Genomic DNA, 26719 nt, shown 5'->3' with positions numbered 1-26719 from the left:
AGTCGACCTCCTAAACAGTCAAATCGTTTTCAGCTTTGACCCGCATTGCGTGGCGGTAGGTTTCGTAGATAGCTGCTAGCATGATGATGATAAAGATATCGTGGAAACAGGTTTCCCAGGTTTCCGAGAAAGCCCCACTGTTCACCCGCAGCAACCAGCTTTGTGACAGCTGATTCCCACTGGCAAATAGTAGATCACCCAGCAGCATCATGACCTGCGCCTTGATAATCGTGGTTAGGGCCAACTCATTTGAGGTGGAGAAATAGTCCTGGTCGCGAATATTCGAGAGCAACTTAATCAGGGCCCTGAAAAGGTTAATTGTCGCCCATACCGAGAGGATGATTCCCACCGACATGATCAGTGCATACGACCAGCTGGGGAAACTCTGCACGGCACCCAACGTGGCTTGGTGATTACTTGAGAAGCGCAGAAAATCAGAACTAGTGAGAATAACGTGGGTCGTGCGATTTTGAAACGCATCGGCCAAATAAATGATGGGATAAATCAGCATGACGTAACCGGCAACAATCCCAAATCTAAAAAACATGATGACAACATTAATGCCCAACTTTAACCATTTCGACATGGTTAACATCTCCCCTGAAATTTATTACGACTCGATAATACAATATCGATAAACAATAATCAATAGCTGATAATCAATAAAATAGTTTTCACCAAAAAAGACTTAGCCGCTACCCACAAAAGGGTGGCGACTAAGTCTGATAATTTTGGAACGATTCAATGTTAAGCATTCACCGTAACGAAGGACTTCAACGGCTGCGTACCGAAGTGGTTGGCTTCGTACAACAGAATATTGGCACAGGCCAAGCTATCATCCAGCGCGTTGTGGTGATGGTGCAGATCAATGTTCAACTCGTCGCAAACGGTGTTGAGTTTGTGATTCGGAAATTCCGGGAAGAACTTCCGACTGGTCTTCACCGTGTCCAGCGTCAGGTAACGGGCGGTCGGCAGGTTGTAATGCTCCAGGCTGCTCCGCAAGACCCCGTTATCAAATGGGGCGTTGTGGGCAATGACTAACCGATCACGCTGGAAGAAGGGGGCCACGTGCTCCCACACTTCCGGGAACGTGGGGGCATTGGCGACGTCACGTTCATGAATCCCATGAATCTGGACGTTGCGCCAGAAGAAGTCGGTATCGGGTTTGATCAGTGAATAAAACTCATCAACGACTTGGCTGTCACGCACGATGGTCAGTGCGAGGGAACAGGCGCTGTAGCGTTTGCCGCTAGCCGTTTCAAAGTCCATGGCAACAAAATTCACAGGGACATTTTCCTCTCTTATGGGTTGACGATTAACAACAGTGTTAGACGGTCAGGTCCTTAACGTCCAGTTCAACGGGGCAGTGGTCCGAGCCCATGACCTGGTCTAGGATCTCGGCCTTTTCCAGTTGGTTTTGCAGGCGGTTACTGGTGATGAAGTAGTCGATCCGCCAGCCGGCGTTGTTGTCGCGGGCGTGGAACCGGTAGCTCCACCACGAGTAGCGTTCGGTGGCGTCTGGGTTGAAGTAACGGAAGGTGTCCGTGTAGCCTTCACTCAGGAGGTGCGCCATCTTTTCCCGTTCGTCGTCGGTGAACCCGGCGTTCTTATGATTGGTCTTGGGATTCTTCAGGTCGATCTCCGTGCGAGCCACGTTCAGGTCGCCACAGAAGATGACCGGCTTCTTCGCGTCTAGCTTTTGGACGAAGGCCAGGAAGGCTTCTTCCCAGCCCATCCGAAAGTCCAGCCGCTTCAGGCCGCTTCCAGAGTTGGGCGTGTAACAGGTCAATACGTAAAAGTCAGGATATTCCAGCGTAATCGTCCGGCCTTCGTGGTCAAAGTCTGGGGCGTCGATGCCGTAGAGGACGTTCAGCGGCTTGTGCTTAGTAAAGAGCGCGGTTCCCGAATACCCCTTGCGTTCGGCGTAGTTCCAGTATTGATAATAACCCGGCAGGTCGAGGTCGATTTGGCCTTCCTGTAACTTCGTTTCCTGAATGCCAAAGAAATCGGCATCGAGGTCCTTAAACGTCTCGACGAAATTCTTTTTCACAATCGCCCGTAGGCCATTCACGTTCCAAGAAATAAATTTCATAACGCACCTCCAACTAACTAATTTTAGTATACCAGAAAAGTTAGAATTTGCTGTAATTGAAGCGTTCTCTCCCGGTTGGTTGGCGTTTCATGGTAAAATAATTCTATTGACGACAAAAATGGGTCGATCGCAATCGCAGTTGGCCCAGTGACTAACAAAACCAAGTTTAAATTTTTGCGGAACGAGAGGAAAATCATGATGATGGCAGATATAGCAACGGCATTTCCAGCAATTGAGATCTTACGTGATGAGCCTTTGGCGCACTACACGTACACCGAGACTGGGGGACCTGCCGATTACTTAGCATTCCCAACGAACATTCAAGAAACCAAGTCCTTACTGGCCTACGCCAACGAAGAAAAGTTGCCGGTCACCGTGGTCGGTAACGCCAGCAACCTCATCGTCCGTGACGGCGGCATCCGGGGACTGGTCATGATCCTGACGAAGATGAATCAGATTACGACCACCGGCAACACCGTGACTGCCGAAGCCGGCGCCGCGCTGATCAAGACGACCCAAGTTGCCCAGGCACATGCGCTGACCGGCTTTGAATTTGCGGCCGGGATTCCTGGAAGTGTCGGGGGCGCCGTCTTCATGAACGCCGGTGCTTATGGCGGTGAAATCAGTGAGGTGGCGCTCTCCGCTGAGGTCTTGACGCCAACCGGTGAGATTCGGACGCTGACCAAGGCCGAATTCGATTTCGGTTACCGTCACAGCTCGATTCAAGATTACCATGATATCGTCTTGACGGCGACCTTTGCGTTGACACCTGGTGACGGGCAAGCCATTCAAGCAAAAATGGATGACCTGAATGCCCGGCGAGCAGCCAAGCAACCGCTAGAGCTACCATCCTGTGGGAGTGTCTTCAAGCGGCCTGAGGGTCACTACACCGGCCAGCTGATTCAAGAGGCCGGCTTGCAGGGCCTGAAGTGGGGCGGTGCCCAGGTTTCGACCAAGCACGCCGGCTTCATTGTCAACATCGACCACGCCACAGCTACGGATTACCTGGACCTGATTCACCACATCCAGGCCGTTATTTGGGAAAAGAATCAAGTTCATTTGGAAACAGAGGTCCGCATCATCGGTGAAGAACCGACGACCACGGCCTAAGCACACGAATTACAAAAGGGGGAACCTTATGTGCCTATAGTTGAAGCAGTGATCCTGTTGATCGTGTTAGTTTTATTCTCTAATATTATCAGTCACTACCTCACGTTTATTCCGGTCAGTTTGATTCAAATTGCGCTGGGACTCCTCGTTGCCTTAATCTGGAAATTCGAGGTCCCACTGGAAACTGATTGGTTTTTGCTTTTGTTCATCGCCCCGTTGCTGTATAACGATGGGCGGCGCTTTCCCAGAAAAGAACTCTGGCGCTTGCGCGGCCCCATCTTTGCCAACGCCATCTGGCTGGTCTTCTTGACCACCATCTTGGGCGGCTTCCTGATTTACGAGTTGATTCCCAAGATGCCCTTTACCGTGGCGCTGGCCCTGGCGGCCATTCTGTCGCCAACCGACCCCGTGGCGGTGCAGTCCATCTCCAAGCAGGCCAAGTTACCAGATAGCCTGCTGCACCTGGTGAGTGGGGAAAGTCTGATCAACGATGCCAGTGGCCTGATTGCCTTTAAATATGCGATTGCGGCGACGGTGACCGGGGCCTTCTCCATGGGGACGGCCGTCGGTGACTTCTTCTACATTAGTATCGTTGGCTTCCTGTCCGGGCTGATCTTCATGACAGCCATCCAGCTGTTGATGGATATTTTGCGCCGGCAAGGGATTGACGACGTGATCTTTAACACCGTGCTTCAGATTGCCACGCCATTTGTGGTTTACCTGGTAACCGAAGAAATCACCCACGCTTCTGGCGTTATTGCCGTCGTGACGGCCGGGGTACTCTATCACGCCCGGGAAAACCGGATCGTCGAAGATTCACCAGAATTGAAATTAGTGACTGAAAAAGTTTGGGATATTATTATCTATTCATTGAACGGTATCGTGTTCGTGATTCTGGGGATCGAGTTACCCGTGGCCACGTCGAAGGTCATCAAGGGTGGCCAGTTCAACACCTGGCAAGCCCTGTTCTTTGCCTTCATGGTCTGGGTGATCATCGTGGTGATTCGGACGGTTTGGACCTACGGGTACGTCCTGTTTGAACGACTCAATCACAAGGAACGTTCCGAACGGCCTGGGATACGGATGTCCATTTTATCCGGTCTCTCTGGGGTCCGGGGAGCCGTGACCATGGCCGGGGTCTTATCCGTGCCCATGACGGTTGCCTCCGGGGCCGGCTTTCCGACGCGGTCGCTGATGCTGTTCGTGGCCTCTGGGGTCATCATCATCAGTCTGGTGGCGGCGACGATTACGTTGCCATTGATTTCCACGTCGCGGCAGCCCCTGCAAACGCGGGCGAGTGCCAGCGATGAGAATGCCAATGAGATTGACTTGGACGAGGACGGCGAGGAGATTCCCGCCGATACCGTGCGCCAAATCAGTGAGGATGAGGCGCGGGCGTACATTATGCGCTTGGCCATTTCTAAGATTGAAGAGCTGCGGCGACCGAACAACCAGCGAGCCGCGTATGACTTGATTTTGGATTACCAATTTGTCATTCGGCGCTTAGAAATGAATTACCGTGCCGATACCGCGATGCAGAAGGTTTTGGAAGATGAAATCAAGCTGCGCGAGGTCACGCTGGCCGGTGAACGGGCGTCCCTCAAGGAACTGCGCAAGGGTGAAAAGATTACCCAGACCAGTTACGTCGGGGCCATCCGGCGTATCGAAAATTTTGAGAACCGGCTGACCCAGGTCGCGGGGCACACCATGCCGAGCGTTCTGCGTTACTGGCGGGTCTTCTTCAAGCATATGTTCCGGAACGCCGCCTACTGGTTGCATTCGGAGGATACGGACCGGTTACACGCCGAGAATAATCTGATTGAACGGGAAACTGCGAAGGCGGCCATCAAGGCGCTGTCACAGTACCTGGCCAGTTCCGACGTCGATGAGACCCAGTTCGATAACCAAGCCGTGTACCACTTGCTGGTGCAATACCGGAACCGAATCGAACGGGCCAAGGCCGAAACTGCGCCGGACCACGAAGACCTCTACCAACACCAAATCAACAAGTTGCGGGTGCGGGCACTGGGCGCCGAGCGGACCGGGATTCAGACGTTGCTGGAAGCCGGCAACATTACCTGGAACATGGCCTCCCATCTCCGGCAGTACGTGAACTATTCCGAGAACGTGCTGGTCATGTCGCTGAACAGCGAAGAGGGTTAGGCGTTCAAGTCGTGTGTTTGCTAAAAATTTAAGAGTAGTCGCTCATTCTGAAATTAATCAGAGTGGGCGATTTTTTCGTTCTCAAATAAAAATGGCAGCCGGTCACTAGGACGAACGGTTGCCATTGCGGGTTATTTATTAGGTGAGAACATCATGCAGTGGGTGATGGATACGGGGCTGACCTCCAGCTAATCCGTCACGTCACGGTTGTTCATGATGAGGTACAAGATCCAGTAGCAGAATAGCTGAATCAGCGTCATCAGGGCCACGAAGATCCACATGTCCGGCGTCCACATGGTCATCAACGGCCGGATGAACTGCTCAGGGTTTAAGAATAGGTAAATCGTGTGAATCCGTAAGAAGCGGCCGATGTACAGGCCGACCGAGGTCAGGAAGGTCAGCAGCAAGACGACAATCAGTCGGGCGATCCCGTTGCCCTTGGCCAGCCGCGCGGTGATGGCCTGGCTGACGTGATTGAGGCTCCAGAAGCCCAGAAATGAGCAGCTGATGGCACTGACAATCATGTAGGTGAAGTAGATCCACAGGTGCGGCGTGACCCGCAGCAGGCCGCTCATGGCGTAGGGCTGCAGGAGCGACAGATGAAACAGGTCGGTCAGCAGGTAGGGCGCGTTGGGATAGAAGAGCAGCCACAACAGGACGAGTGGCCAGAATAGCCAGCCGCGCGGTCGTTTAGCCCCGAGATGAAAGCTGATCTCGATGGGGATGGCGCCTAGAAAGGTGTTGAGCACCAAGAACGAGAAGGGGTCCTTCGCGCGAAAATAGAGGAAAATGAGCCACGCCACAAAGAAGACGCGGATTTCCCACCGGGCTCGCCGATTCATAGCCATCACCAATCCTTTCCCAAAGTACTACCCTCATTCTACAGCGCGGGGCCGAAATCGAACAGAATATGACTTCTATATTAGCAGATTATTTTCATTTAAATAACGGGTGAACCTGACCTTAAGAAATCTGTAAGCTTTGCGACCATTGGGGCAGAGTTTCGCGGGATTGTCGGCAATCGGGGCGAAATGTCAGCGGTGCCGTGCTATAATAAAATTTGAATTCAATTTGGAGGGAAAGTCATGAACCTGGATTGGGGAAATCTCCTAACTATAGGAAATTTGGTCAACCTCCTCGACATTCTTGTGGTGTGGTTCGTCATCTATGAATTAATCGTGATGCTACGGGGAACCAAGGCTATCCAGCTCTTCCGTGGGGTTATTTTAATTCTGATTGTCCGCTTTATCAGTGCCTACCTGGGACTGAACACGGTGTCGTGGCTGGTCGATCAAGTGATCAACTGGGGCGTTATCGCCATTATTATTGTTTTTCAACCAGAAATCCGGCGGGGGTTGGAGCACCTCGGCCGGGGGTCCTTGTTTGTCCGGGTGCGGCATGAAAATGAAGCCGCCAACAAGATGATCGAAGGCCTCGACAAAGCCATCCAGTACATGTCCAAACGGCGAATTGGGGCGTTAATGACCATTCAACGGGACACCGGGCTGGAGGACTACATTGAAACGGGGATCGACCTGGATGCCGAGTTGACCGGTGAACTACTGATCAACATCTTCATTCCCAACACCCCGCTACACGATGGGGCGGTCATCATCCGTGATAACCGTATCGCCGTCGCGGCGGCCTACCTGCCCCTGTCCGAGAGCAATCTGATTCCCAAGGAATTGGGGACCCGGCATCGGGCAGCCGTCGGGATTTCCGAAGTGACGGACGCGTTGACCATCGTCATTTCAGAAGAAACCGGGGAAGTTTCAATCACTAAGAACAATGAGCTGTTACGCGGGCTGACCCAAACGGACTACCTGAAGTTCTTACGCAATGAATTGGTCAATGATGAAGCCACTGACAACAATAACGTGTTCTTACGGGCACTGGATTGGTTCGATCAACGGTTTAGAGGGGGGCGGCGCTAATGAAAAATGAGCGTTATACCACGTGGCTGTACCGCATCCTGGCGTTGATCCTGGCCGTGCTGTTGTTCTTCTATGTCAACAGTACCAAGTCCTCCAGCAGTGGCTCGTCGACCAGTTCGACGGGGAACACGACATCGCTCACGGCCACCAAGACCATGACGGTGTCGGTGCCGTTACAACTGAATGTGAACAGTAATAAATATTTCGTGACCGGCTACCCCTCCAAGGTCAAAGTTAAACTGAAGGGACCCTTAGCCTTAGTCACGACAACGGCCAACACGCAAAATTTTAAAGTGTACGCGGCGCTCAGTGATCTGGGTGTCGGTAAGCACACGGTCACCCTGCACCAGGAGGGTCTGAATCACGAAATTGAATCGAGCATTGATCCGGCGAAAATCAACGTGGATATTGAACCCCGGCGAACGGTTTCATTCCCGGTCAAGGTTCGGTATAATAGTCAGAACATTGCCGCGGGCTACTCCGCTGGCAAGGCCACTTCTGACGTGACGACGGTCAAGGCGACCGGTGCGGCCAATGAGATCTCGCGGGTCAAGCAGGTCATCGCCCAGCTGACGGTGCCGGCCAACACCAAGAAGACCGTGAATAACCAAGCGGTCATTGAGGCGCTTGACAGTAGTGGCAAGACGGTCAACGTCATTTTGACGCCGTCGACCACGACCGTGAACCTGCCAGTGACGTCTGACGGGGAAAGCCAAAAGGTCAGCGTGAACCTGAACGCCAAGAACGGGTCGTCGGGAACGTCCTATAAGCTGAGTACGACCAGCAACAAGGTCACGGCGTATGGGAGTTCCTCGCAGCTAAAGGCCCTGGGTGACAGCGTTGACGTCGACGTTGACGTGAGTGATGTGAAGAGTAAAACGACCAAGACGGTCACGCTGGACACCAATGATAACGATGTCACGGCATTTGACCCGTCAACCATTAAGGTCACGGTCACAGCAACAACCAAATAAAACCAACAAACAGATTGAGAAATGAGGAAATTTGACATGAAGTATTTTGGAACTGATGGTGTTCGGGGAGTTGCCAACCAAGATTTATCTCCCGAGTTAGCATTTAAAGTCGGCCGGTTCGGTGGGTATGTCTTGACCCAACACGCTGATAGCGACAACGCACACCCCCAAGTCTTAGTAGCCCGTGACACCCGGATCTCCGGTCAATTGCTGGAAAATGCCTTGGTTGCCGGCTTGCTTTCCGTGGGAATCGAAGTTCTCCGCTTGGGCGTGATCTCAACGCCAGCCGTGGCTTACTTAGTCCGGACGCAAGGCGCCGCAGCCGGGGTCATGATCACGGCTTCCCACAACCCCGTTGAATATAACGGGATCAAGTATTTCGGGAACGACGGCTACAAGCTGTCCGACGAAATGGAAGAAGAAATCGAAGCCCTGTTGGATGCCCCAACCGATGACTTGCCACGGCCAACGACCGATGGCTTAGGTACGGTCGAAGACTACTCCGAGGGTAGCCAAAAGTACATTCAATTCCTGGAACAAACGATTGCCGATGACCTGGAAGGCTTACACATCGCGGTGGACTCCGCTAACGGGGCTACCAGCGGCTTGGTTTCCCGGTTATACGCAGACCTGAACCTGGACTTTGACACGATTGCCACCACGCCTAACGGTTTGAACATCAACGATCAAGTTGGGTCGACCCACCCAGAACAATTGCAAAAATTTGTTGTGGAAAAGGGTGCGGCCATTGGGTTAGCCTTTGATGGTGACGGTGACCGGTGTATTGCAGTTGACGAGGAAGGTCACATCGTCGACGGGGATAAGATCATGTACATCTGTGGGAAATACATGGCCGAACACGGGCGTCTGAAGAAGGACACCATCGTGACGACCGTCATGAGTAATCTGGGGATGTACAAGGCCATGGAAGCCCACGAACTGAAGTCTGTGAAGACCAAGGTCGGGGACCGTTACGTGGTTGAAGAAATGCGGAAGTCCGGGTACAACCTGGGTGGTGAGCAGTCCGGCCACATCGTTTTCTTGGACTTCAACACGACCGGTGACGGCTTGTTAACGAGTTTGCAATTACTCCACATCCTGAAGGTAACGGGCAAGAAGCTGTCCGAATTGGCTGCTGACGTGAAGACCTACCCACAAAAGTTGGTCAACGTTAAGGTTGCTGACAAGGAAGCTGCTTTGAACAACCCCCAAGTCCAAGCCATGATTGCCACGGTTGAAAAAGAAATGGCTGGCGACGGCCGAGTCTTGGTTCGGCCTTCCGGGACTGAACCTTTGTTACGGGTCATGGCGGAAGCGCCAACCGAGGAAACGGTTGCGGCTTACGTGGACCGGATTGCTGACGTGGTCCGCGCCGAAGTCGGCGTCGACTAGCGCTGGTTTTTAAACTGCGCCTTACCGGGCAGTAAAAATGGACCGGAACGCTGGGGAAGGACGCTTCAAGCCGAAGAGCGGTCTTGAAGCTTGCTTTGAACCTCGAAAACCACGAGTTTCAAAGTCACCATTTTCTGAGCGGCGCTGCCGTTCAGAAAATCCGCCGGCTGAGTCCATTTTTACTGCCCTCACGGCTGACACAGTTTAACCCCGTGCTGGTCTAGACGATTCTCTGTCTAAGTAGAGAGAACCGGAACGTGGTAGGCGGCCGCCCGGAGCCAAAAGGCGGTCTCCAGGCTTACTTTGAGCCTCTGAGAAACGAGTCTCAAAGATACCAGTTTTCTAGGTGGCAGAGCCACCAAGGAAACTCCTACGACTGAGTTTATTTTCACCGACCTCACGGCTGACATTAGCTTAACCCGTGTTGGTCTTGCTAGGCGTCTGTTTTATGGTGAGATTGCTTTGCTAGATAACAAACATTAAATAAATTAGAATTTCGAACGGGATTGACGACTCACATACTGAGTCGCCAATCCTGTTTTTTCTTGGACTATTTGCTGGTGAACGGAAATTGCTGTCAGTCATGAATGACCAAATTGCCCAATGACTTACTCAATAAGTAGGCAAATAGGTGCGTGTTTTTTAAGTTTTTCTTGTATAAATATTTTGATATACCGGTTTTGGCTTTTCTGATTGACAACCCTGACGGAACGCTGTAAAGTATAGTCATTCGGAGATGGCTTTCAAGACGTTTCAGTCTATACCAATTTCTGAGAAAGCTCATTCATTTAATAATCAAATTATCCGACCCGTCCGGTTTACCGGAACCGGTGTCGAGCAAAGGAAGATAAAAACTATGTGTGGAATTGTTGGTGTTACGGGTAACGACAACGCCGTTAAGATCTTAGTCGACGGCTTACAAAAGCTAGAATACCGGGGTTATGATTCAGCTGGTATTTACGTGAACGACCAAAAGGGACAGGACTACTTGGTTAAGACCAAGGGCCGGATTTCCCAACTGCGTTCAAAGATTACCCCCGACGTACACGGTTCTACTGGGATCGGTCATACGCGTTGGGCAACTCATGGGGTCGTTAGCGTGGATAACGCGCATCCTCATTTCTCAAACGACGACCGGTTCTACTTGGTTCACAACGGGGTCATCGACAACTTCCAAGAACTCAAGGCTAAGTACTTGAGCGACGTACCTTTCAAGAGCCAAACGGATACCGAAGTTGTTGTACAATTGATCGACAAGTTTGCCGTTGAAGACAATCTGGACGCCAAGCAAGCCTTCCTTAAGACGTTGAGCCTGTTAAAGGGTTCCTCTTACGCCTTCTTGATGATGGACCGCGAACAACCAGACACGTTATTCGTTGCTAAGAACAAGAGCCCATTGTTGATTGGGGTCGGCGACGGTTTTAACGTGGTCTGCTCCGATGCCCTGGCAATGTTACGCGAAACCCATGACTTCCTGGAATTGATGGATGGTGAAGTCGTTACGATCACCCCTGACAAGGTGGCCATTGAAGACGCTGACGGGAATGCCGTTGAACGGAAGACCTTCCACGTTGACATGAACGCCGACGAAGCCGACAAGGGGACTTACCCATTCTACATGTTGAAGGAAGTCGACGAACAACCTAACGTGATGCGCAAGTTAGCTCAAACCTACCTGTCAGAACACGGCGAACCAGAAATCGATGACAAGCTGTTGAAGGCCATGCAGGCCGCTGACCGCCTGTACATCGTGGGTGCCGGGACCAGCTACCATGCCGGTTTGATTGGGAAGCGTTTGTTTGAAAACTTGGCTCACATCCCAACGGAAGTTCACGTTTCTTCTGAATTTGCCTACGAACAACCGATGTTATCAGAGAAGCCATTCTTTATCTTCCTGACGCAATCCGGTGAAACGGCCGACAGTCGTGAAGTGCTGGTCAACGTGAATGATGCTGGCTACCCAAGCCTGACCATCACGAACGTCCAAAACTCCACGTTGTCTCGTGAAGCGACCTACACGTTGCTGTTACATGCCGGTCCTGAAATTGCGGTTGCCTCAACCAAGGCTTACACGGCGCAAATCGCGTTGGAAGCCATCCTGGCTAAGGCCTTAGGTGAAGTGACGGGCCAAATCATCGCCCAAAACTTTAACATCCGCCAACAACTTGGTTTAGTTGCTACGGGGATGCAGGCCATCGTTGACGAAAAGGACAAGTTGGAAGCCATTTCGAACAACTACCTGTTGAAGACCAACCGGGCCTTCTACATTGGCCGGGGCATCGACCACGCCGTTTCTTTGGAAGCTGCTTTGAAGTTGAAGGAAATTTCTTACATTCAATGTGAAGGCTTTGCTTCCGGTGAATTGAAGCATGGGACGATTGCCTTGATCGAAGAGGGCACGCCAGTCATTGGGTTCATCACCCAGGAAAAGACGGCCGGCCTGACTCGGAGTAACTTACAAGAAACTATGGCGCGGGGTGCCAAGACGTTGACCATCGTTCGCGAAGGTTTAGCCGTTGACGGCGACGACTTGATCCTGCCAGATGTTGATGAAATGTTAATGCCATTGCTGAGCGTTGTCCCAGCACAACTGTTGGCTTACTACACTAGTCTGAACAAGGGCTTGGATGTTGATAAGCCACGGAATTTGGCCAAGAGTGTGACTGTTGAATAAAGTTTCACCTGAGAGCTACCCACTTGTTGGGTGGCTCTTTTTTTAGCTTTGTTTGCCGCTCCCGGCGGCGGACTTTGCTCCCGCTGCTGTGGGGCACGGTTCCAGCCTGAGGAGCGGTCTTCCACCTCGCCTGGAAACCTCGCTAGGGTGCGCGAGTTTCCCAGGTCGTCCCGTAGTGTAAGGCCGAGAAAAGCGCTCGGTCTAACACTACCGACACAGCTGCGTCCGCAAAACCGCCTCTGGTCGCTGAGACTGGTTTAGTGCCACGCCACCCAATAAGTGGGTAGACTCAGCTGTCCTGGTGTCTATGTGTATGGGGTGGTTAATTTCCGCTCCCGACGGCGGCTTTCAAAGTGCCCGGCATGGGGCCGGTTCCAGACTGAGGAGCGGTCTTCCACCTCAACTTTGAGCCTGAGGGGCGGTCTCAAAGGTTGTCCCGTGGACTAGGCTGAGACAAAACCTCAGCCAAGACCACCGACACAGCCGGGCACTTTGAGCCGCCTCTGGTCGCTGGGATTGTTCGCTAACGTTAGAGCCGCTATGGGAAAAGCCGAACGCTTTAGTTGATCATCATCTTAGTAACGTCGCCTTGGTGCCAGTCGTGAAACGTCTTTTTCTTGCGTTAACTTACTTTTAGTTGTATAGTAATTGCAAATAATCTATGAAAGCGGGAGGTGAAAATGATGAAATATACGAAGCGAGTCGATAGTCATAAAAACCAGAAGCAAAAGGATGCCACTTTTGAAAAATTCCGGAAGCAACAGAACGATTTAAGCGCCAACCGGCGGGGAATTCGGCGGAAGTAGTGGGACGGTAGCCATTTTGGCGGTCGTCCTTTTTGTTTTCAAAAATTTTCAAAATCCCGAGCAAATGGCTTGCAAAACTGGTCTAGAGCATTTATAATTGGACTATACCATTAAGAGAGGGAGACTGAATGATATGAAACAATTGACGAACATGAAGGTACAAATTGTCAGCGACAAGCAAGCAGGGGGCCAGGCTGGTTTCCGGGTCTTTGAAGATGCGTTACAGAACGGGGCCAAGGTTTTAGGCTTAGCAACTGGGAGCACGCCAGTCACCATCTATGAACAATTGGCTGCGAGCGATTTGGACTTCAGTCAATTAACGTCGGTCAACCTGGACGAATATGTTGGTTTGAACGCGGACCATCCACAAAGCTACCATTACTTTATGCAAGAACATTTATTCAACGCTAAACCTTTTGCCCATTCATACGTCCCAGATGGGTCCGATTTGGATGCGGCTAAGGCCACTAGCGAATACGATCAAATCATTGCGGAAAACCCCATTGATTTACAACTGTTGGGCTTGGGGAAGAACGGCCACATCGGCTTTAACGAACCCGGGACCGACCCGGACTCAACGACCTATAAGGTAACGCTGACGGACTCCACCATTGACGCCAATGCGCGGTTCTTTGACAACGCCGATGAAGTTCCCCGTTACGCTTATTCCATGGGCATCGGGTCCATCTTAAAGGCTAAGCAAATCCTGATTGTGGCCTACGGTGAAGGCAAGGCTGCCGCAGTTGCTGCCATGATTCAAGGCCCCGTAACGCCAGACGTGCCAGCCAGTTATTTGCAGACTCATCCGAACGTGACCGTGATCTTGGATGAGGCCGCTGCAAGTCAGTTAGATTAAGTCTTTGTTTCAACCGCATTTTCTCTTGAATTTTCCTTTCTGCACCCGGGGCACATATGGTATTCTTGTCCTGGAAGCGATTTTAAGGGGGAAACCGGTAAAATGAAGCGAACGAAACGATGGCTACTAGCCGCGCTCGTCTTGGGTGTCGGCGTCGGTGGCTTTACCATTAGTAAGGGGACGGGTCATGCGGCGACCACCGACCCACAAACCTTTATCTCAACTTTAAAGAGTCCGGTCACGACGGTGGCAAACAAGTATAAATTGTATCCGTCCGTGATGATGGCTCAGGCTGCCTTAGAGAGCGCTTGGGGGACCAGTACGCTCACCACTACCGCCAATAATTACTTTGGCATTAAGGGCGCTTATAATGGTCAATCCGTGACGATGCAGACGTCCGAGTACGATAGTAACGGACAGTTATACTATACAAATGCCAACTTTAGAAAATATCCTAGCGCCAAGGCCTCAATGACGGACAATGCCACGTTGTTACGCAACGGGACCAGTTACAATCCCACGATTTATAGTGGGACCTGGCGGGAAAATGCGGCGACTTACAGTGATGCAGCCAATGCGCTGACCAACACCTACGCCACCGCCCCGACCTATGGTAGCAGTCTTATCTCGATTATTAAGACATACAGTCTGAGCTCGCTGCTAGATGGGAGCTCGACCAGTTCATCCAGCAGCTCCTCTAACAGTAGTAGTGCGGATACCGCGGCACCTAAGCCCAAGCCAGTCGTGTATGATAAGGCGACGTACTTTGGCGCTAGTGGGACCCAAACGGCCCGGCTGAACGCCCAATATACCAGTTACCGCCTGTACAACCACATCAAGGGGACCCGCGAAAAGGTCACGAAGACGGCTTGGAACAAGGTCAGAGCCGGCCAGGACGTGCAGGTTTACCTGGATATGCGTGGAGTCAAGAAGGCCACGACGACGGGTAAGAAGACGACTTGGTACCGGCTGAAATTTAGCAACAGCAGCTCGGCCAAGAAGTATTGGGTGTACGGCAAAGCGTTAACCTTGCCCACCGTTAAGTACACCAAGGGGTCAGCCACGGTCAAGGTGAACAGTGCGTTGAGTGGGAGTTACTACAACCACGTGTTCAATTCGCCGTACCTGGCCAAGTCCATGGGCACGCTGAAGAAGTTAACGGCGAAGTCCTACGCGGCTGATAATCAGGCGGTGAAGACGCAGGATGGCGTCAAATCGACCTGGTACCGGATCAAGGTTGGCGACGGTAAATACTGGATTGCGTCAACGGAAACGGCTGCCAGTCCCCAGTACGATTACGTCGTGTACTCAGCGGCCAGTGGCACCAAGAAGCTGAGCGCCAAGTACAAAAAATATACGCTTTACAATCACGTGAAGAAGACCCATTTTAACCAGGAAAGCTATAAATGGCCGAGTGGAAGTAAGAAGGGCACTAAGGTTACGGTGAACTATAAGGGACTCAAGACGGCCTACGGGACGACTTGGTACCGAATCCAGTTCAGCGGGAACAAGACCAATTACTGGGTCGATTCACGCGCGTTAGCTTAAATTGAATGGATAATTTGGAGGTTTGGTAGCCGTGGGGCTGCCGAACCTTTTTGCGTTTGGAACACCGCGGACACCTTAACAAATCGCTAAGGCTGACTAGAAAGTTCCCACAAGTCACAAATATTTGGTATAATACAACAGACTGAGCCCGGTACGTTTACGGGCCGCATAAGGAAACGTAAAAATTGAGTTAGGAAGTTTAATTCATGGATAATTCTTACAAAATTAAAGTACAACACGTTACGAAGGAATACGATCTGTACAAGAGCCAAGCGGAAAAACTGCGTGCGTTCTTCTCACTGCGCAACTCCACCGTGCCACATTTCTGGTCACTGATGGGTATTTCCCTGGAAGTGAAGCCGGGTGAAACCCTGGGCTTGATTGGGGTCAACGGTTCCGGAAAGTCAACGTTGTCTAACATCATCTCCGGCATCATTCCCCAAACGACGGGGACGGTCGATGTTCGCGGGGATACCTCGATCATCGCCATCGGTGCCGGCTTGCGGGGCAACCTGACCGGATTGGAAAACATTCGGTTGAAGGCCTTGATGCAGGGGCTGACCAATCCCGAAATTGATGCGTTAATGGACGACATCGTGTCGTTCGCTGATATTGGTGATTTCTTATACCAACCAGTTAAGAGCTACTCTTCTGGGATGAAGTCACGGCTGGGCTTTTCCATTGCCGTGCACGTGAATCCAGACATCTTGATCATTGATGAAGCGTTGTCCGTTGGGGATGATACTTTCTACCAAAAGTGTGTGGACAAGATTTCTGAGTTTAAAGATGAGGGCAAGACCATCGTCTTCGTCAGTCACTCCTTGAAGCAAGTGGAAATTCTGTGTGACCGAGTCGCCTGGATTCACTACGGGACGCTCAAGGAAATCGGTGCAACCGCTGATGTGGTCAAGCACTACCGTGAATTCACTAAGTGGTTCAAGGGTCAGACCAAGAAGGAAAAGAAGCACTTCCAACGCCAAATGAAGACCAACCAAAAGTCTTTTGATATTGATGCCTACCAGAAACAGGTCACCGAGGAACGCCAAGCGGCGGCACCAGATGATGCCAACGTGGCAGCCGAGGTCAAGAAGGACTTCTATGGCTCAGTTATCAGTGAAAAGATGAGTTGGGGGAACCGAATTTTAACCTTCGGAGTCGCTATCGTCTTTGTCCTGGCTTGCCTGGTCAACGTTTCGGGTCACTCAGTGAGTGAAGTCCTGCAAAACCCAGGGAGCATTGTGCACCCAGAAACAGTGCTTCATGACTCAAACAAAACAACAAATGTGAAATAAATTAGAAAATAGTAAGAATACGGATAGATTTTTATTATTTTTCGTGGTATCTTTAAGTTACCATTTATTTACCCCTTTATTTGATTTCCCAATGAACCGAATAAAGGTTTATCTCTCATTTGGTGAAGACTAAATGGCGGGGCCGAGAAGAAATTCTCGGTCTCTTTTTGTAGAGTGCGGAGCGAGCCGTTTAGACTCTGAGCATTAACGTGGCAAAGGGAATATCCCCGAACTTGGGATATTTTCTTTGCCGGGTTAAGCGCAGGAGTCTGGCTCGCGTAGCACGTTTTGGAGGCTGCCAGGAGCAGGATAGTTCCGCGAGGAGCCAATCAAACGACCTAAAGCAAGATAAAATTTAAGGTCTACCCCGGGCTTGGGTCATTGCTTAGTCGGGGTTAAGCGCAGGGACCTGGCTCGCGTAGCACGTCTCGGAAGCCGCAAGTATCAGGATAGTTCCGTGGAGAACCAAGCAAACGATTTAAAGCAAGATGAAAGCAAAGAACTAACCCTGAGCCTGGGGCGTTTCCGTTACGGAGTTAGGCGGAACCAGTTGCCCCGCGTAGCACGTTTCAGAAGCTGCCAGGACCAGGATAGTTCCGCGAGGAGTCAAGCGAACGACCTAAAGCAAGATAAGATCTAAGGACTATGCCGGGCTTGGGTCATTGCTTAGTCGGGGTTAAGCGCAGGGACCTGGCTCGCGTAGCACGTTTCGGAAGCCGCCAGGACCAGGATAGTTCCGCGAAGAGCCAATCAGACGCCCTAAGCAAATATAACGCTAACCAAGAACTGCCAAATCCAAGGTGGTTCTTTTCTTTCAAAATAAATCAAAACGCACACAAATAGAACTCACCAACCTAACCGTGCACAAATTGAGCCGGTCGCAAACAACTTGCAGTAAACTAGCCTCAATCAAAAGGGGAGGCATTCCACATGAACAAAACCAGTCGGCGAATTCTCATCGAAATGATTAGCGGTGGATTAGTCACAGCAATCGCGATGCTACTGTGGGGCGGATCTGCCGCCTGGTTTGCCCGGGCAAATGATGTCACGCCACTTAGGGTGGGCTTTTTTCACATCACCTTTTACCGGGTCACCCAAGCTATTGGCCAATTTCACGGTCAGATTTTCCCCGTGCATGTTGGGATTCTTCTGGTCGTTGGTGCGGCCTTGGTAGTGGGGTTAGTTGAACTCTGGCGCAAGCTGAGCCGCGCCAGCTAGTGGCCAAGTTACAGACCATTTTCAAATTCGACACAAAATATAAATTTTTTAAATGGCCGTCAATCCGGTCCAACCCTAGGTAGGAGTAGGGAGTAACTGGTGAGCACCCAAAGTGATAACGTAAAATAATAGTGAAAATCACCAACTATTTTTTGAAAGCTATTGACAGCGCTTACAAAAACCGGTATATTATATCTCGTAAGGTATTAATAATTACCTTCTAATCAATTCTCTTTCTCTCTTATGCCGACCACTGCCATTCCCTGGTAGTGGTTTTGTTTTGCCCAAAATCACGGTATAATAGAAGCATTGTGCGGAGGCGATTTAAAAATGAAAAGTCACGAAACATTTACACTGATCGAGGAAATTACCCGCCTCGATGGCAGTAAATACATGGAAATCAGCGACATGGTCCAAAATGGCCGGGCGGAACTGGCAGTAGAGCGCAAGCTGATCAAGCAAGTGCGGATCCTACAGCTAAACATTGCCCACACGCCTCACGTCCAGGCTTACGAAGACTACGTGAACGAAAATTACACGATGCCAGAAGAGGCCTTCACTGAATTTCAAGAATGGAAACGCACGCCAGAAATGGAAAAGGAAGTTGCGGCCATTCTCCACGAAAACCATATTGGGTAATTTTTAAATTATCTGTTAGCGAACCACGTCCTAGTCAATGAGGATGTGGTTTTTTCTTTAGGTCATGGTTGCGGCTAAAACAATCATGTCATGGAACAGGCGATAGTTAGCCAACTTAGCAAACCAAGCTAGCCAATCATGCGAATTCAAAACGCATACAAATATGAGACCAACGATTAGTGACTGACAGTAGGCACGGGATAGCAAAAATGGACCAGTGAGGACCGTCTAAGTGACCAGAGGCGGGCCAAGGTGAGCAGCTGTGTCGATGGTCTTAGCTGAGCGAATTTTCTCAGCTTAGAGCATGGGACAACCTTTGAGACCGCCTTTCAGGCTCAAAGTTGAGGTGGAAGCCCGGTTCTTAGGCTGGAACCGACCCCACAGCAGGGAACCTTGAGCCCGCCGCCGGGGAACGAACTGTCATCGCAACAGGTCCATTTTACCCACCCAGTTAACCCCAAGAAAAAACTAATCGGCCTATCAGTATATAAACAAAATGACAATTTGATTGGCTACAAAATTGTGGTACTCAACCAATAATCGTGCTACCATGAAAGCGGATTCATAAATAATCAACAATTTGTTTTGGGAGGGTTTATTTTATGAAAAAATCTTTAACGATTATGAGTGCTTTATTGATGGTCACCAGTGCGGGTGCCGGCATTTCCTTGAACCAAGTCACAGCGCCAACTGCGACGGCTCAGGCGGCGACTTTAAACGCGGCTAAACTGGCAAATGGTAAGTACAGCATCAAATACAGTCTGTACAAGACCGGGACCACAACGGCTTCCGAAGCGGCTAGTTACTTCACCACCGCAACGGTCACGGCTAAGAACCAGAAGACTTCCGTGGCGTTGAAGAGCACGGCGGCCGCTAACCAGTATCTGGATACCGTTACGTTAGACGGCCAGGCGGCTAAGGTCACGAAGGCGGCAACGGGCAATACATACACGTTTAGCAACGTGAACTTGAAGAAAGACCAAACGATTGGCTTTACGGTCGCCGTTCCGGGCATGCCACAAGCCATGAAGGAAACTGCGACGTTGGCCTTTCAAACCAAGACGTTGAAGGCCACCACGCAGGCGAAGGCTAAGAAGGCCGTTAAGCTGAGTACCAAGGCAGTCAAAGCCAAGGCCAAGGCGGTCAGCGGCACGACCACCAAGGGCGCCAAGGTGACGGTCAAGCACAACAAGACCACGCTGGGCAAGGTCACGACCAAGAAGCAGGCCTACACGGTCAAGCTGAAGAAGGCTGTTAAGAAGAGTTGGAAGTTGAAGGTCACCGCGACTAAAGCCGGTTACAAGACCGTGACCAAGACCGTAACGGTTAAGTAAGTGGAAAAATCACTACCGGTTTCGGTGGTGATTTTTTGGTTTTACTAAAAATAAGAAACGGGGGAGCACAAGATGAAACATCTACAGCAATTATTCCGTGTCATCGCCTGTCTGGTCGTGGGTCTCGTCTTCCTGGGCTGGGCCCAAATGACGGACGGCCATGCCGCGACGTTAAGCAATGGCCTTTATCAAGTTCCCATGAAAATTATCAAGGCGGACAGCAGCGCCACGTCCGATGCCAATCAGTTCTTTGGCAAAACGGCCGTGGTCCGCGTGAATCACGCTCAGGTGACGGTTTTGATCACCTCAAACGGCGCTAAGTACATTAAGAAGATGACCGTGGCTGACCGAGCTGTGACACTGGTCAAGACGGTGGATCACCAGGCGGTGTATCAGTTTAATCTGACGACCCAAACCAGTCCACTGACTACGGTCTTTAGCCTGACGACGCCAATGGGAGCCATGAAGGAACAGGCTCGCCTGACCCTGAACTGGGCCCAGGCCAAATCCGTCAGCAAAAGTGTCGCAACCACGGATCTGATTGCCCAGGCCGAAACGCTTGCCAAGGCCAATGCCAGCAGTCAGAGTTCTGCCGTGACAGTGCCAAAGACGACGACTAAAGCTAAGACTGCCACCTCGACGGCTAAAAAGACGACAGCGGCCACCGAATACTGGCGCTACCAAGTCTTACAGGGCGCTAAGATGACCAAGTCCGAGGCCGACCAATACTACACGGACGTGGCGACCGTGACGCCGAAGGGCACCGGTTATCAGGTCACGCTCCACGTGAAATACGCCAAGTCCCTGAAGCTCGGTCCCAGAGCGGTCGTGCCCAAGCGAATCAACGGCGCACAGCCACAAAACGTGACGTACGGTCAGAGCGGTCGGAACTATACCATGAGCTACACCTTCACCGTGGGCAAGCGGTCCGCGTTGACGCAGAAATTGATTCCGGGTCGGATCCACGTGACGGTGCCTACCATGAACATCAGTCAGACGTTCCCGATTCGTTTCCGGTTTGCCCGGAGTGGGGCGGCTGATCAGGCAGCGGCCGCGACGGTTGCGGCGTTGCCCCATACCACGGTGACCGCAGCTAGCGCTAGTACCAGTCCAACGGCCACGTCGACCACGACCAAGCCGCATCAGGCAACGCTGCCACCAACGGGTGAAGCCACGAACAATTGGGCCGTCCTGGGCCTCGTGGGCTTAGCACTCGGCGGATTCATTTGGCGAGGAGGTCGGGCCCATGTCTAAAGGCTTACGCAGTCTCATGCTCGCTGTCCTGGTGACCATCGCTGTCTGGTTCCTACCCACGGCGGCACATGCCCAATCATTGGATTATTCAGCGCTCAAATATGGGACGAATCAGACCTCGATGGCCAGTGGCTACTTTGTCCATCCGGCCAAGGTGACGGTGAAAAATCACGCCTACGTGGTCACCATGGACATTAAAACGGCCAAAAAGTTAACCAGTTGGCCGGTAAAAGTCTTAGAAGTTGATGGGCAATCACCCGAAAATGTTCGCAAGGTCAAGGATTCAGCGGGCAACTCCCATCTGTACTACAGCTTTACCACCACGAATTTAAAACGCGCGGTAAATGCGAAATTGTCGATCTATGTGCCGGACGTGTACAAGGCCAAACACCTGATCACCTTTAAATTTAAAACGGGGAATTTACCGGCCTTGAATCAACAGACGACCACGACACGTGCGAAGCGGACCCAGTCCAGCGCAGAGGCAAGTTCTTCAACTAAGCCAACCGTGACGGCCGCATCATCGTCGGCAACTACCGCGTCTAAAGCGTCATCGCAGGCTAAGAGCAGTGCCACGAAAGCAAAAAAACAGGCGAAGTCATCATCTAAAGCCAAGTCCAGTCAATCCACCAGCAGCCAGTCGTCCAGCAGTGCCGACAGTCAATCGGCTGTTAGCGCGGACCAATTGCCAGCGCACCAGACCCATTGGGGCGCGCTGATTGGTGGCGTGGTGGCAATTGTTGTCTTAGTCGGTGGCGGCAGTTGGTGGTACTTTGGCCGACACTAGGAGGTAAATGCACATGCAAAATCCAAGAAAAATCGGCCTAATCACGTTGGCCGTTTTGGTCGTGCTGGGCCTCGCTGGTGGCGGTATTGCCTGGCACCAGCAACGGCAGAAGCAAAGCCAGCCACGCATCGTGGCAACGACGGTCGCTATCGTTCAGATTGCGGACAAACTCCACTTACCCCTGGTGGGCGTGCCAACGACGGCTAATAAGCTGCCGCAACGGTACCATCAGGTCACCAAGGTGGGGAGCCCGATGAATCCCAGCGTGGAAAAAATTACGGCGTTGAAACCGACCGCCGTGTACTCCGTGACGACGCTGGACGATCAATTTGGTAAGGCCTTCAAGGCCCAACACGTGACGCCACACTTTTTAAATTTGACCAGTGTGGGCCATTTACAGCAAACCTTGACGCAACTGGGCAAGCGGTACGACCGCCAGGCGGCTGCGGCGAAGCAAAATAAGTTGATCAATCAAGCCAAGCAACGGGCAACGGCCCGGGCGCGTGACCAGCGCCAGCCCCGAGTTTTGGTGTTAATGGGGCTGCCGGGTGCGTCTTACATGGTGGCCAGCAACCGCTCGTACGTGGGGGACCTGGTGCGCCTGGCCGGGGGGCAAAACGTCTTTACCAGTCGCACGCAGGAATACCAAGCACCCAACGACGAGGCCATTCAAAAGGCCAATCCGCAGGTCATTTTACGGCTGGAGCACGCCATGCCCAGCATGGTGACCCAGCAGTTTAACCACGAATTCAAGAGTAATGCTATGTGGGCGCAGACGGCGGCGGTCAAGCACCACCGCGTCTATGATCTGCAGGAGCCGACCTTTGACGCTACCGCGAACATGCGGGTCGCCACGGCGCTCAAGCAGGTCAGCCAGTGGCTGTATCCGAAGGGGGCGGCCGCATGACCAAACACGCTGGCTGGTGGTACGGTGGCGTGCTCGCACTACTAGTGCTGACCAGCCTGATTGCGCTCGTGGCCGGCACGGAATGGTTGGGACTGTCTCAAGTCACGTGGGCGGTGAGCCATCCGGCCAGTCGCGCCTTCGTGACGATCTTTTCGCTACGGTTACCACGGATTCTGAGCAGTCTCATCTGTGGCGGGAGTCTGGCGGTCGCCGGCGCGCTGTTTCAGGCCGTCTTCCGCAATCCCATCGCCGACCCCAGTATCCTAGGGATTAGCTCCGCCGCCGATTTCTTTAAATTGGGTGGGGCAATCCTGTTACCCTGGCTGCCCGGTCGTAACTGGCTGATGGCGTTGGTCGGTGGGCTGATTGCCCTGACCATCCTGACCAGCGGCCGTGCGCTGACCGATCCTTACCGGTTGATCATCGTGGGGGTCGCGCTCGATGCGACCTTTGTCGGCCTGCAACAGCTGCTGAGCAGTGGGGCCGCTGCGGTGAGCCACAGCACGTTTAACGGGCTCACCTGGAGCGATACCGCTACCTTGCTCGGGCTGGGCGTCCTGGGGCTCGTGGTGGCCCTGATACTGGCACCCTGGGCGAACTATTTAAAATTAACGGATAGCGCCCTGAAAAATGTAGGCGTGCCGGTCAACGTGCTTCGCTGGACGTTGCTGTTACTGGGGATGTACCTGGCCGTCAGCGTGACGGCAGTGGTCGGGACGGTTCCCTTTGTCGGCATCGTGGTGCCCAACGTGGCGCGGCGGCTAGTCGGTCACGATTATCAAACCGTGCTCCCATTCTCCATGCTCGCGGGGGCCTGGTTGATGCTTGCCGCCGATACGCTGGGACGAACGGTCATCGTGCCCAGCGAGATTTCCGCGGCAACCATGATGGCCGTGATCGGTGGGCCATTTGTCATTATTCTCTTACAACGGGGGCGAGGATTTCATGGAATGTCAACACGTTAGCTATCAGTATCCTCGCCAAACTCGCGGCCTAAATGACCTGACAGGAGTCTTCCCACCAGGACAGGTCACGACGATCATTGGGCCCAACGGTGCGGGCAAGTCCACGCTGCTTCAGCTATTGGCGCGGCGTTTACCGGCACAGGCAGGACAGGTCGTGTTAAATGAGCAGCCGTTGGACCAATTGACCACCAAGCAGTTGGCCCAGCAAGTGGCCATGGTGACGCAACATCATCAGCTGTACGACGAGCTGACGGTGCGCGAGGTCGTGGCAACGGGCCGGTTGCCGTATCACGGGTTGCTACAGGCGGTCCCGGCAAATGAGGTGACGCCATACCTAGAGATGGCGGGGCTGACCTCGCTGGCCGATGAGCTGATTCAAGACCTCTCCGGGGGTCAACAGCAGCGTGCCTGGTTGGCCGCGGCCTTGGCCCAGGAGCCGGCTGTGCTCCTGCTGGATGAACCGACGACCTACCTCGACGTCCACTACCAGCAACAGTTGATGACGCAGTTGCGCCAGCTGGCGGCCAAGGGACTGACGGTAATCCAGGTGCTCCACGACATCAACCAAGCCTTTCGCGTGAGTGATTGGCTGTGGTTGTTGCAGGACGGCCAGCTGGTCGCCAGTGGCACTCCGGATGACCTCCGGGATGCTGAGTTGTTGGGTCGGACGTTTGCCACGTCGGTTGAGATTGTGACGGTGCCACATCTGGGGCCTTACATTGTTCAGGTGCCAGATTAAAGACTAATAAAATTTTTGGCGTCTCTGCTGTGACAGAGGCGCTTTTTATTGGGCAGTCATCATAAGAAAGACTGTTTTTGGGGGGCATGAAGTCCAGTAACAAGGGAATTAGAATGATTGATAGACTTCATGTGATTGGTGTGAATAATTTAAACGGTTTTGGTATTTAATCTTGCTTTTAGTTTAGGGGAAGTTCATTATTGAAATTAACTTAGTGTCAATTTTCAGCGGATAGGGCGTTCGTGAATTCAGGATAGAAAGCTTGTGGGGACAGTGTCTTTACTGAACACTGGCGAAATCTATATTTTCATGTGAATTTTGTATCAAGTTCAATCCATATCCATAAAACTAAAATTGTGAGCTTGATACAGACGCAATCAGGGAAATTCTATTTTTAAATTCATTTCAGGTTAGGCTATACATAGTGGATTAATAAAAATGATTAGGGGTACAGGGGAATGAAGAAAACAGTGTTGTTAGGCTTGACGGTTTTGGGGGTACTGACGGGTGGCTGTGCGACTCAGAATAATCAAGCTAATAGAGCTTCTGCCAGCAGTGATAGCAACAGTCCAAAAAGGAAGCAGACCGTATCTAAAACTCTTCCAATTGGTCAAATTATTTCTTCGGAGAAGATGGATCCTGATGTTGCGTACAAGGTTACCAATAAAAAGGCTAAATTTTATGATAGTTTGAAAGTCTTTGGGAAAAAGAGTGGCATATTTTCAGACTATGAGACAGTTCATGGGGCCAATCTAATTTTGGGGGCTACGGAAAAATATGTGACGGCAGATAATACATATTATCATGTGGTTAACTATCAATCTGGTGGATTTGAAAATTCAATTTCACCAGAGGGGTCCTCAGACTATAACGACGAAGCGGATAATGGTTATGTTAAGGCTAGTGATTTAACTAAATTTTCAACAGTTAAGTCACAGTGGACCTATCAGAAAAAGCAGCCTTACTACGTGGCAGACGCTTGTAATAATCGTATTTGGAACCGGCCAGCATATACGGTTCACTACACTTATGTGAATCACGTGTTTGATCGACTTTCAACGACACAACTGTATGCGACTAAGGAACTGGTTAAGCACACTGGCTCGCATTATGTATATCTCGAAACGGCTAAAGGTAAGCAGTTAGGCTGGGTTTACAAAACACCTAAGGTCTTGATTGCTGGGAAGTATCGTGATCCGGGAAAGCAATTGTTAGGGCCTAAAAAACATGAAAAAATGATTCAGAAAATTCAGAGTAGAAAATCGACTAAGAATCGTGTAGGTGTTAACGACAGTCTTTCTATGCAACAACGGGTTTATCTTGTCCGAAATAGAAAGCATCAGTTGACGAGTGTTTTAGTGATGGGAATGGATAATCGGCCTGTGAAGTTAACTATCCATAATGGACAAGTGACCAAACTCAGTAACTATACGTATCGGCGAAAACCTTGGAAAATTGTAACTAACAAGAAAAAATTACGAACACATTATCGGGCGGAGCATGCTTATATCGATACTGACATTGCTGAAACAACTTTCTACTCTAAGAAGAGTAAAAAATTAGCGATGGTTGAGACAATTGGTTATGACGGTATTGCACATGCGATTGTTTATCGAAATGGCCGGGTATCTTTCAAGACTCACGTGTATAAGAATGTTATTACCTATCCGTTGGCCGATTTTAAGTAGTCGTGGAGTGGGAAGTCATTTAGTCACAATCAATTAGTGGCTTAAGAATGTGGAAAAAGGGAGCAATAATGATGAAGCGAAAGACGTTCATGGTTTTAGCTATGTTGGGCATATCAATAGCTGGCTGTACAAATAATGAATCTCACGAAAAGGTAGCTTCTGCTAGCAGTTCCTCAAGCAAGGTCAGTCTCTCGTCAAAGTCATCGTCGAAGGTTGCTCTGCCTGTGGGCAAAATCATTTCACGCAAAAAAATGAATGTTGATGATGCATCCTGAATTATTCATACCTTCCAAAAAAGTCGTCAGTTTTCATGTTTTTCAAAAACTGACGGCTTTTGATCTTGCTTA

Annotated in this window: 23 protein-coding genes; 19 read left to right on the top strand and 4 right to left on the bottom strand. The window is 51.3% G+C overall.

What is annotated here, in order from left to right; translation table 11 throughout:
- Positions 1 to 10 precede the first annotated feature (10 nt).
- The 3 genes from JUF13_RS11570 to JUF13_RS11560 all read right to left on the bottom strand — a co-directional run bounded on the left by JUF13_RS11570 (position 11) and on the right by JUF13_RS11560 (position 2092).
- A complete protein-coding gene (locus tag JUF13_RS11570) occupies positions 11 to 586 on the bottom strand; it encodes a DUF2975 domain-containing protein (protein WP_225893639.1) in 576 nt (191 codons plus the stop codon).
- A 161-nt stretch (positions 587 to 747) separates the two neighbouring features.
- Entirely contained in the window at positions 748 to 1284 is a 537-nt protein-coding gene (locus JUF13_RS11565) for a 3'-5' exonuclease (RefSeq protein WP_203639803.1), read from the bottom strand.
- Between the two features lie 43 nt (positions 1285 to 1327).
- A complete protein-coding gene (locus JUF13_RS11560; RefSeq protein ID WP_203639802.1) occupies positions 1328 to 2092 on the bottom strand; it encodes an exodeoxyribonuclease III in 765 nt (254 codons plus the stop codon).
- 195 nt (positions 2093 to 2287) lie between these two features.
- On the opposite strand from JUF13_RS11560, the gene murB reads away from it, so the two are divergent.
- Together murB and JUF13_RS11550 are read left to right on the top strand one after the other, a co-directional pair.
- Entirely contained in the window at positions 2288 to 3202 is a 915-nt protein-coding gene (gene murB / locus JUF13_RS11555; RefSeq protein ID WP_203639801.1) for a UDP-N-acetylmuramate dehydrogenase, read from the top strand.
- 30 nt (positions 3203 to 3232) lie between these two features.
- Positions 3233 to 5365 (top strand): cation:proton antiporter, encoded by a 2133-nt coding sequence (locus tag JUF13_RS11550; protein WP_125765576.1) that lies wholly within the window; start codon positions 3233 to 3235, stop codon positions 5363 to 5365.
- 188 nt (positions 5366 to 5553) lie between these two features.
- On the opposite strand, the gene JUF13_RS11545 is transcribed toward JUF13_RS11550, so the two are convergent.
- Positions 5554 to 6213: a DUF1361 domain-containing protein gene (locus JUF13_RS11545; protein WP_203639800.1), complete on the bottom strand. Its 660-nt coding sequence runs from the start codon at positions 6211 to 6213 to the stop codon at positions 5554 to 5556.
- Positions 6214 to 6450: 237 nt separating this feature from the next.
- On the opposite strand from JUF13_RS11545, the gene cdaA reads away from it, so the two are divergent.
- From cdaA to JUF13_RS11465, 17 genes are all read left to right on the top strand, one after another.
- A complete protein-coding gene (gene cdaA / locus JUF13_RS11540; RefSeq protein ID WP_125765578.1) occupies positions 6451 to 7299 on the top strand; it encodes a diadenylate cyclase CdaA in 849 nt (282 codons plus the stop codon).
- Positions 7299 to 8273, top strand: a complete 975-nt coding sequence (locus tag JUF13_RS11535; protein ID WP_203639799.1) for a CdaR family protein — start codon at positions 7299 to 7301, stop codon at positions 8271 to 8273. The genes cdaA and JUF13_RS11535 overlap by 1 nt, the downstream gene beginning before the upstream one ends.
- A gap of 36 nt (positions 8274 to 8309) precedes the next feature.
- Positions 8310 to 9665 carry a phosphoglucosamine mutase gene (glmM, locus tag JUF13_RS11530; protein WP_203639798.1) on the top strand — a complete coding sequence of 452 codons (1356 nt, stop codon included), beginning with the start codon at positions 8310 to 8312 and terminating at the stop codon, positions 9663 to 9665.
- An 856-nt stretch (positions 9666 to 10521) separates the two neighbouring features.
- Entirely contained in the window at positions 10522 to 12339 is a 1818-nt protein-coding gene (glmS, locus tag JUF13_RS11525; RefSeq protein ID WP_203639797.1) for a glutamine--fructose-6-phosphate transaminase (isomerizing), read from the top strand.
- 683 nt (positions 12340 to 13022) lie between these two features.
- On the top strand, positions 13023 to 13145 hold the full coding sequence (locus tag JUF13_RS14530; protein ID WP_263853631.1) for a hypothetical protein: 123 nt from the start codon (positions 13023 to 13025) through the stop codon (positions 13143 to 13145).
- 151 nt (positions 13146 to 13296) lie between these two features.
- On the top strand, positions 13297 to 14001 hold the full coding sequence (locus JUF13_RS11520) for a glucosamine-6-phosphate deaminase (protein ID WP_203639824.1): 705 nt from the start codon (positions 13297 to 13299) through the stop codon (positions 13999 to 14001).
- A 102-nt stretch (positions 14002 to 14103) separates the two neighbouring features.
- The gene (locus JUF13_RS11515) at positions 14104 to 15549 is read left to right on the top strand and encodes a glycoside hydrolase family 73 protein (RefSeq protein WP_203639796.1); all 1446 of its coding nucleotides are present in this window, start codon (positions 14104 to 14106) and stop codon (positions 15547 to 15549) included.
- A 206-nt stretch (positions 15550 to 15755) separates the two neighbouring features.
- Positions 15756 to 16841, top strand: coding sequence for an ABC transporter ATP-binding protein (locus JUF13_RS11510; protein WP_203639795.1), 1086 nt, complete (start codon positions 15756 to 15758; stop codon positions 16839 to 16841).
- Between the two features lie 930 nt (positions 16842 to 17771).
- On the top strand, positions 17772 to 18059 hold the full coding sequence (locus JUF13_RS11505; protein ID WP_203639794.1) for an LlsX family protein: 288 nt from the start codon (positions 17772 to 17774) through the stop codon (positions 18057 to 18059).
- Positions 18060 to 18389: 330 nt separating this feature from the next.
- Positions 18390 to 18698, top strand: a complete 309-nt coding sequence (locus JUF13_RS11500) for a hypothetical protein (RefSeq protein ID WP_125765586.1) — start codon at positions 18390 to 18392, stop codon at positions 18696 to 18698.
- A 602-nt stretch (positions 18699 to 19300) separates the two neighbouring features.
- Positions 19301 to 20032: an NEAT domain-containing protein gene (locus tag JUF13_RS11495; RefSeq protein ID WP_203639793.1), complete on the top strand. Its 732-nt coding sequence runs from the start codon at positions 19301 to 19303 to the stop codon at positions 20030 to 20032.
- Positions 20033 to 20104: 72 nt separating this feature from the next.
- Complete coding sequence (locus tag JUF13_RS11490; RefSeq protein WP_203639792.1) at positions 20105 to 21286, top strand: NEAT domain-containing protein; 1182 nt, start codon at positions 20105 to 20107, stop codon at positions 21284 to 21286.
- Entirely contained in the window at positions 21279 to 22073 is a 795-nt protein-coding gene (locus tag JUF13_RS11485) for an NEAT domain-containing protein (protein ID WP_203639791.1), read from the top strand. The genes JUF13_RS11490 and JUF13_RS11485 overlap by 8 nt, the downstream gene beginning before the upstream one ends.
- A 13-nt stretch (positions 22074 to 22086) precedes the next feature.
- Complete coding sequence (gene isdE / locus JUF13_RS11480; protein ID WP_203639790.1) at positions 22087 to 22980, top strand: heme ABC transporter substrate-binding protein IsdE; 894 nt, start codon at positions 22087 to 22089, stop codon at positions 22978 to 22980.
- The gene (locus tag JUF13_RS11475) at positions 22977 to 23945 is read left to right on the top strand and encodes an iron ABC transporter permease (protein ID WP_203639789.1); all 969 of its coding nucleotides are present in this window, start codon (positions 22977 to 22979) and stop codon (positions 23943 to 23945) included. The genes isdE and JUF13_RS11475 overlap by 4 nt, the downstream gene beginning before the upstream one ends.
- On the top strand, positions 23926 to 24684 hold the full coding sequence (locus JUF13_RS11470; protein ID WP_203639788.1) for an ABC transporter ATP-binding protein: 759 nt from the start codon (positions 23926 to 23928) through the stop codon (positions 24682 to 24684). The genes JUF13_RS11475 and JUF13_RS11470 overlap by 20 nt, the downstream gene beginning before the upstream one ends.
- Positions 24685 to 25142: 458 nt before the next feature.
- A complete protein-coding gene (locus tag JUF13_RS11465; RefSeq protein ID WP_203639787.1) occupies positions 25143 to 26372 on the top strand; it encodes a hypothetical protein in 1230 nt (409 codons plus the stop codon).
- Positions 26373 to 26719 lie beyond the last annotated feature (347 nt).

It is taken from the genome of Levilactobacillus wangkuiensis (assembly GCF_016861605.1).
GTDB classification, from domain to species: domain Bacteria; phylum Bacillota; class Bacilli; order Lactobacillales; family Lactobacillaceae; genus Levilactobacillus; species Levilactobacillus wangkuiensis.
Note: the sequence above shows the minus strand (reverse complement) of the source record. Positions and strands in the feature narration are given on the sequence as shown.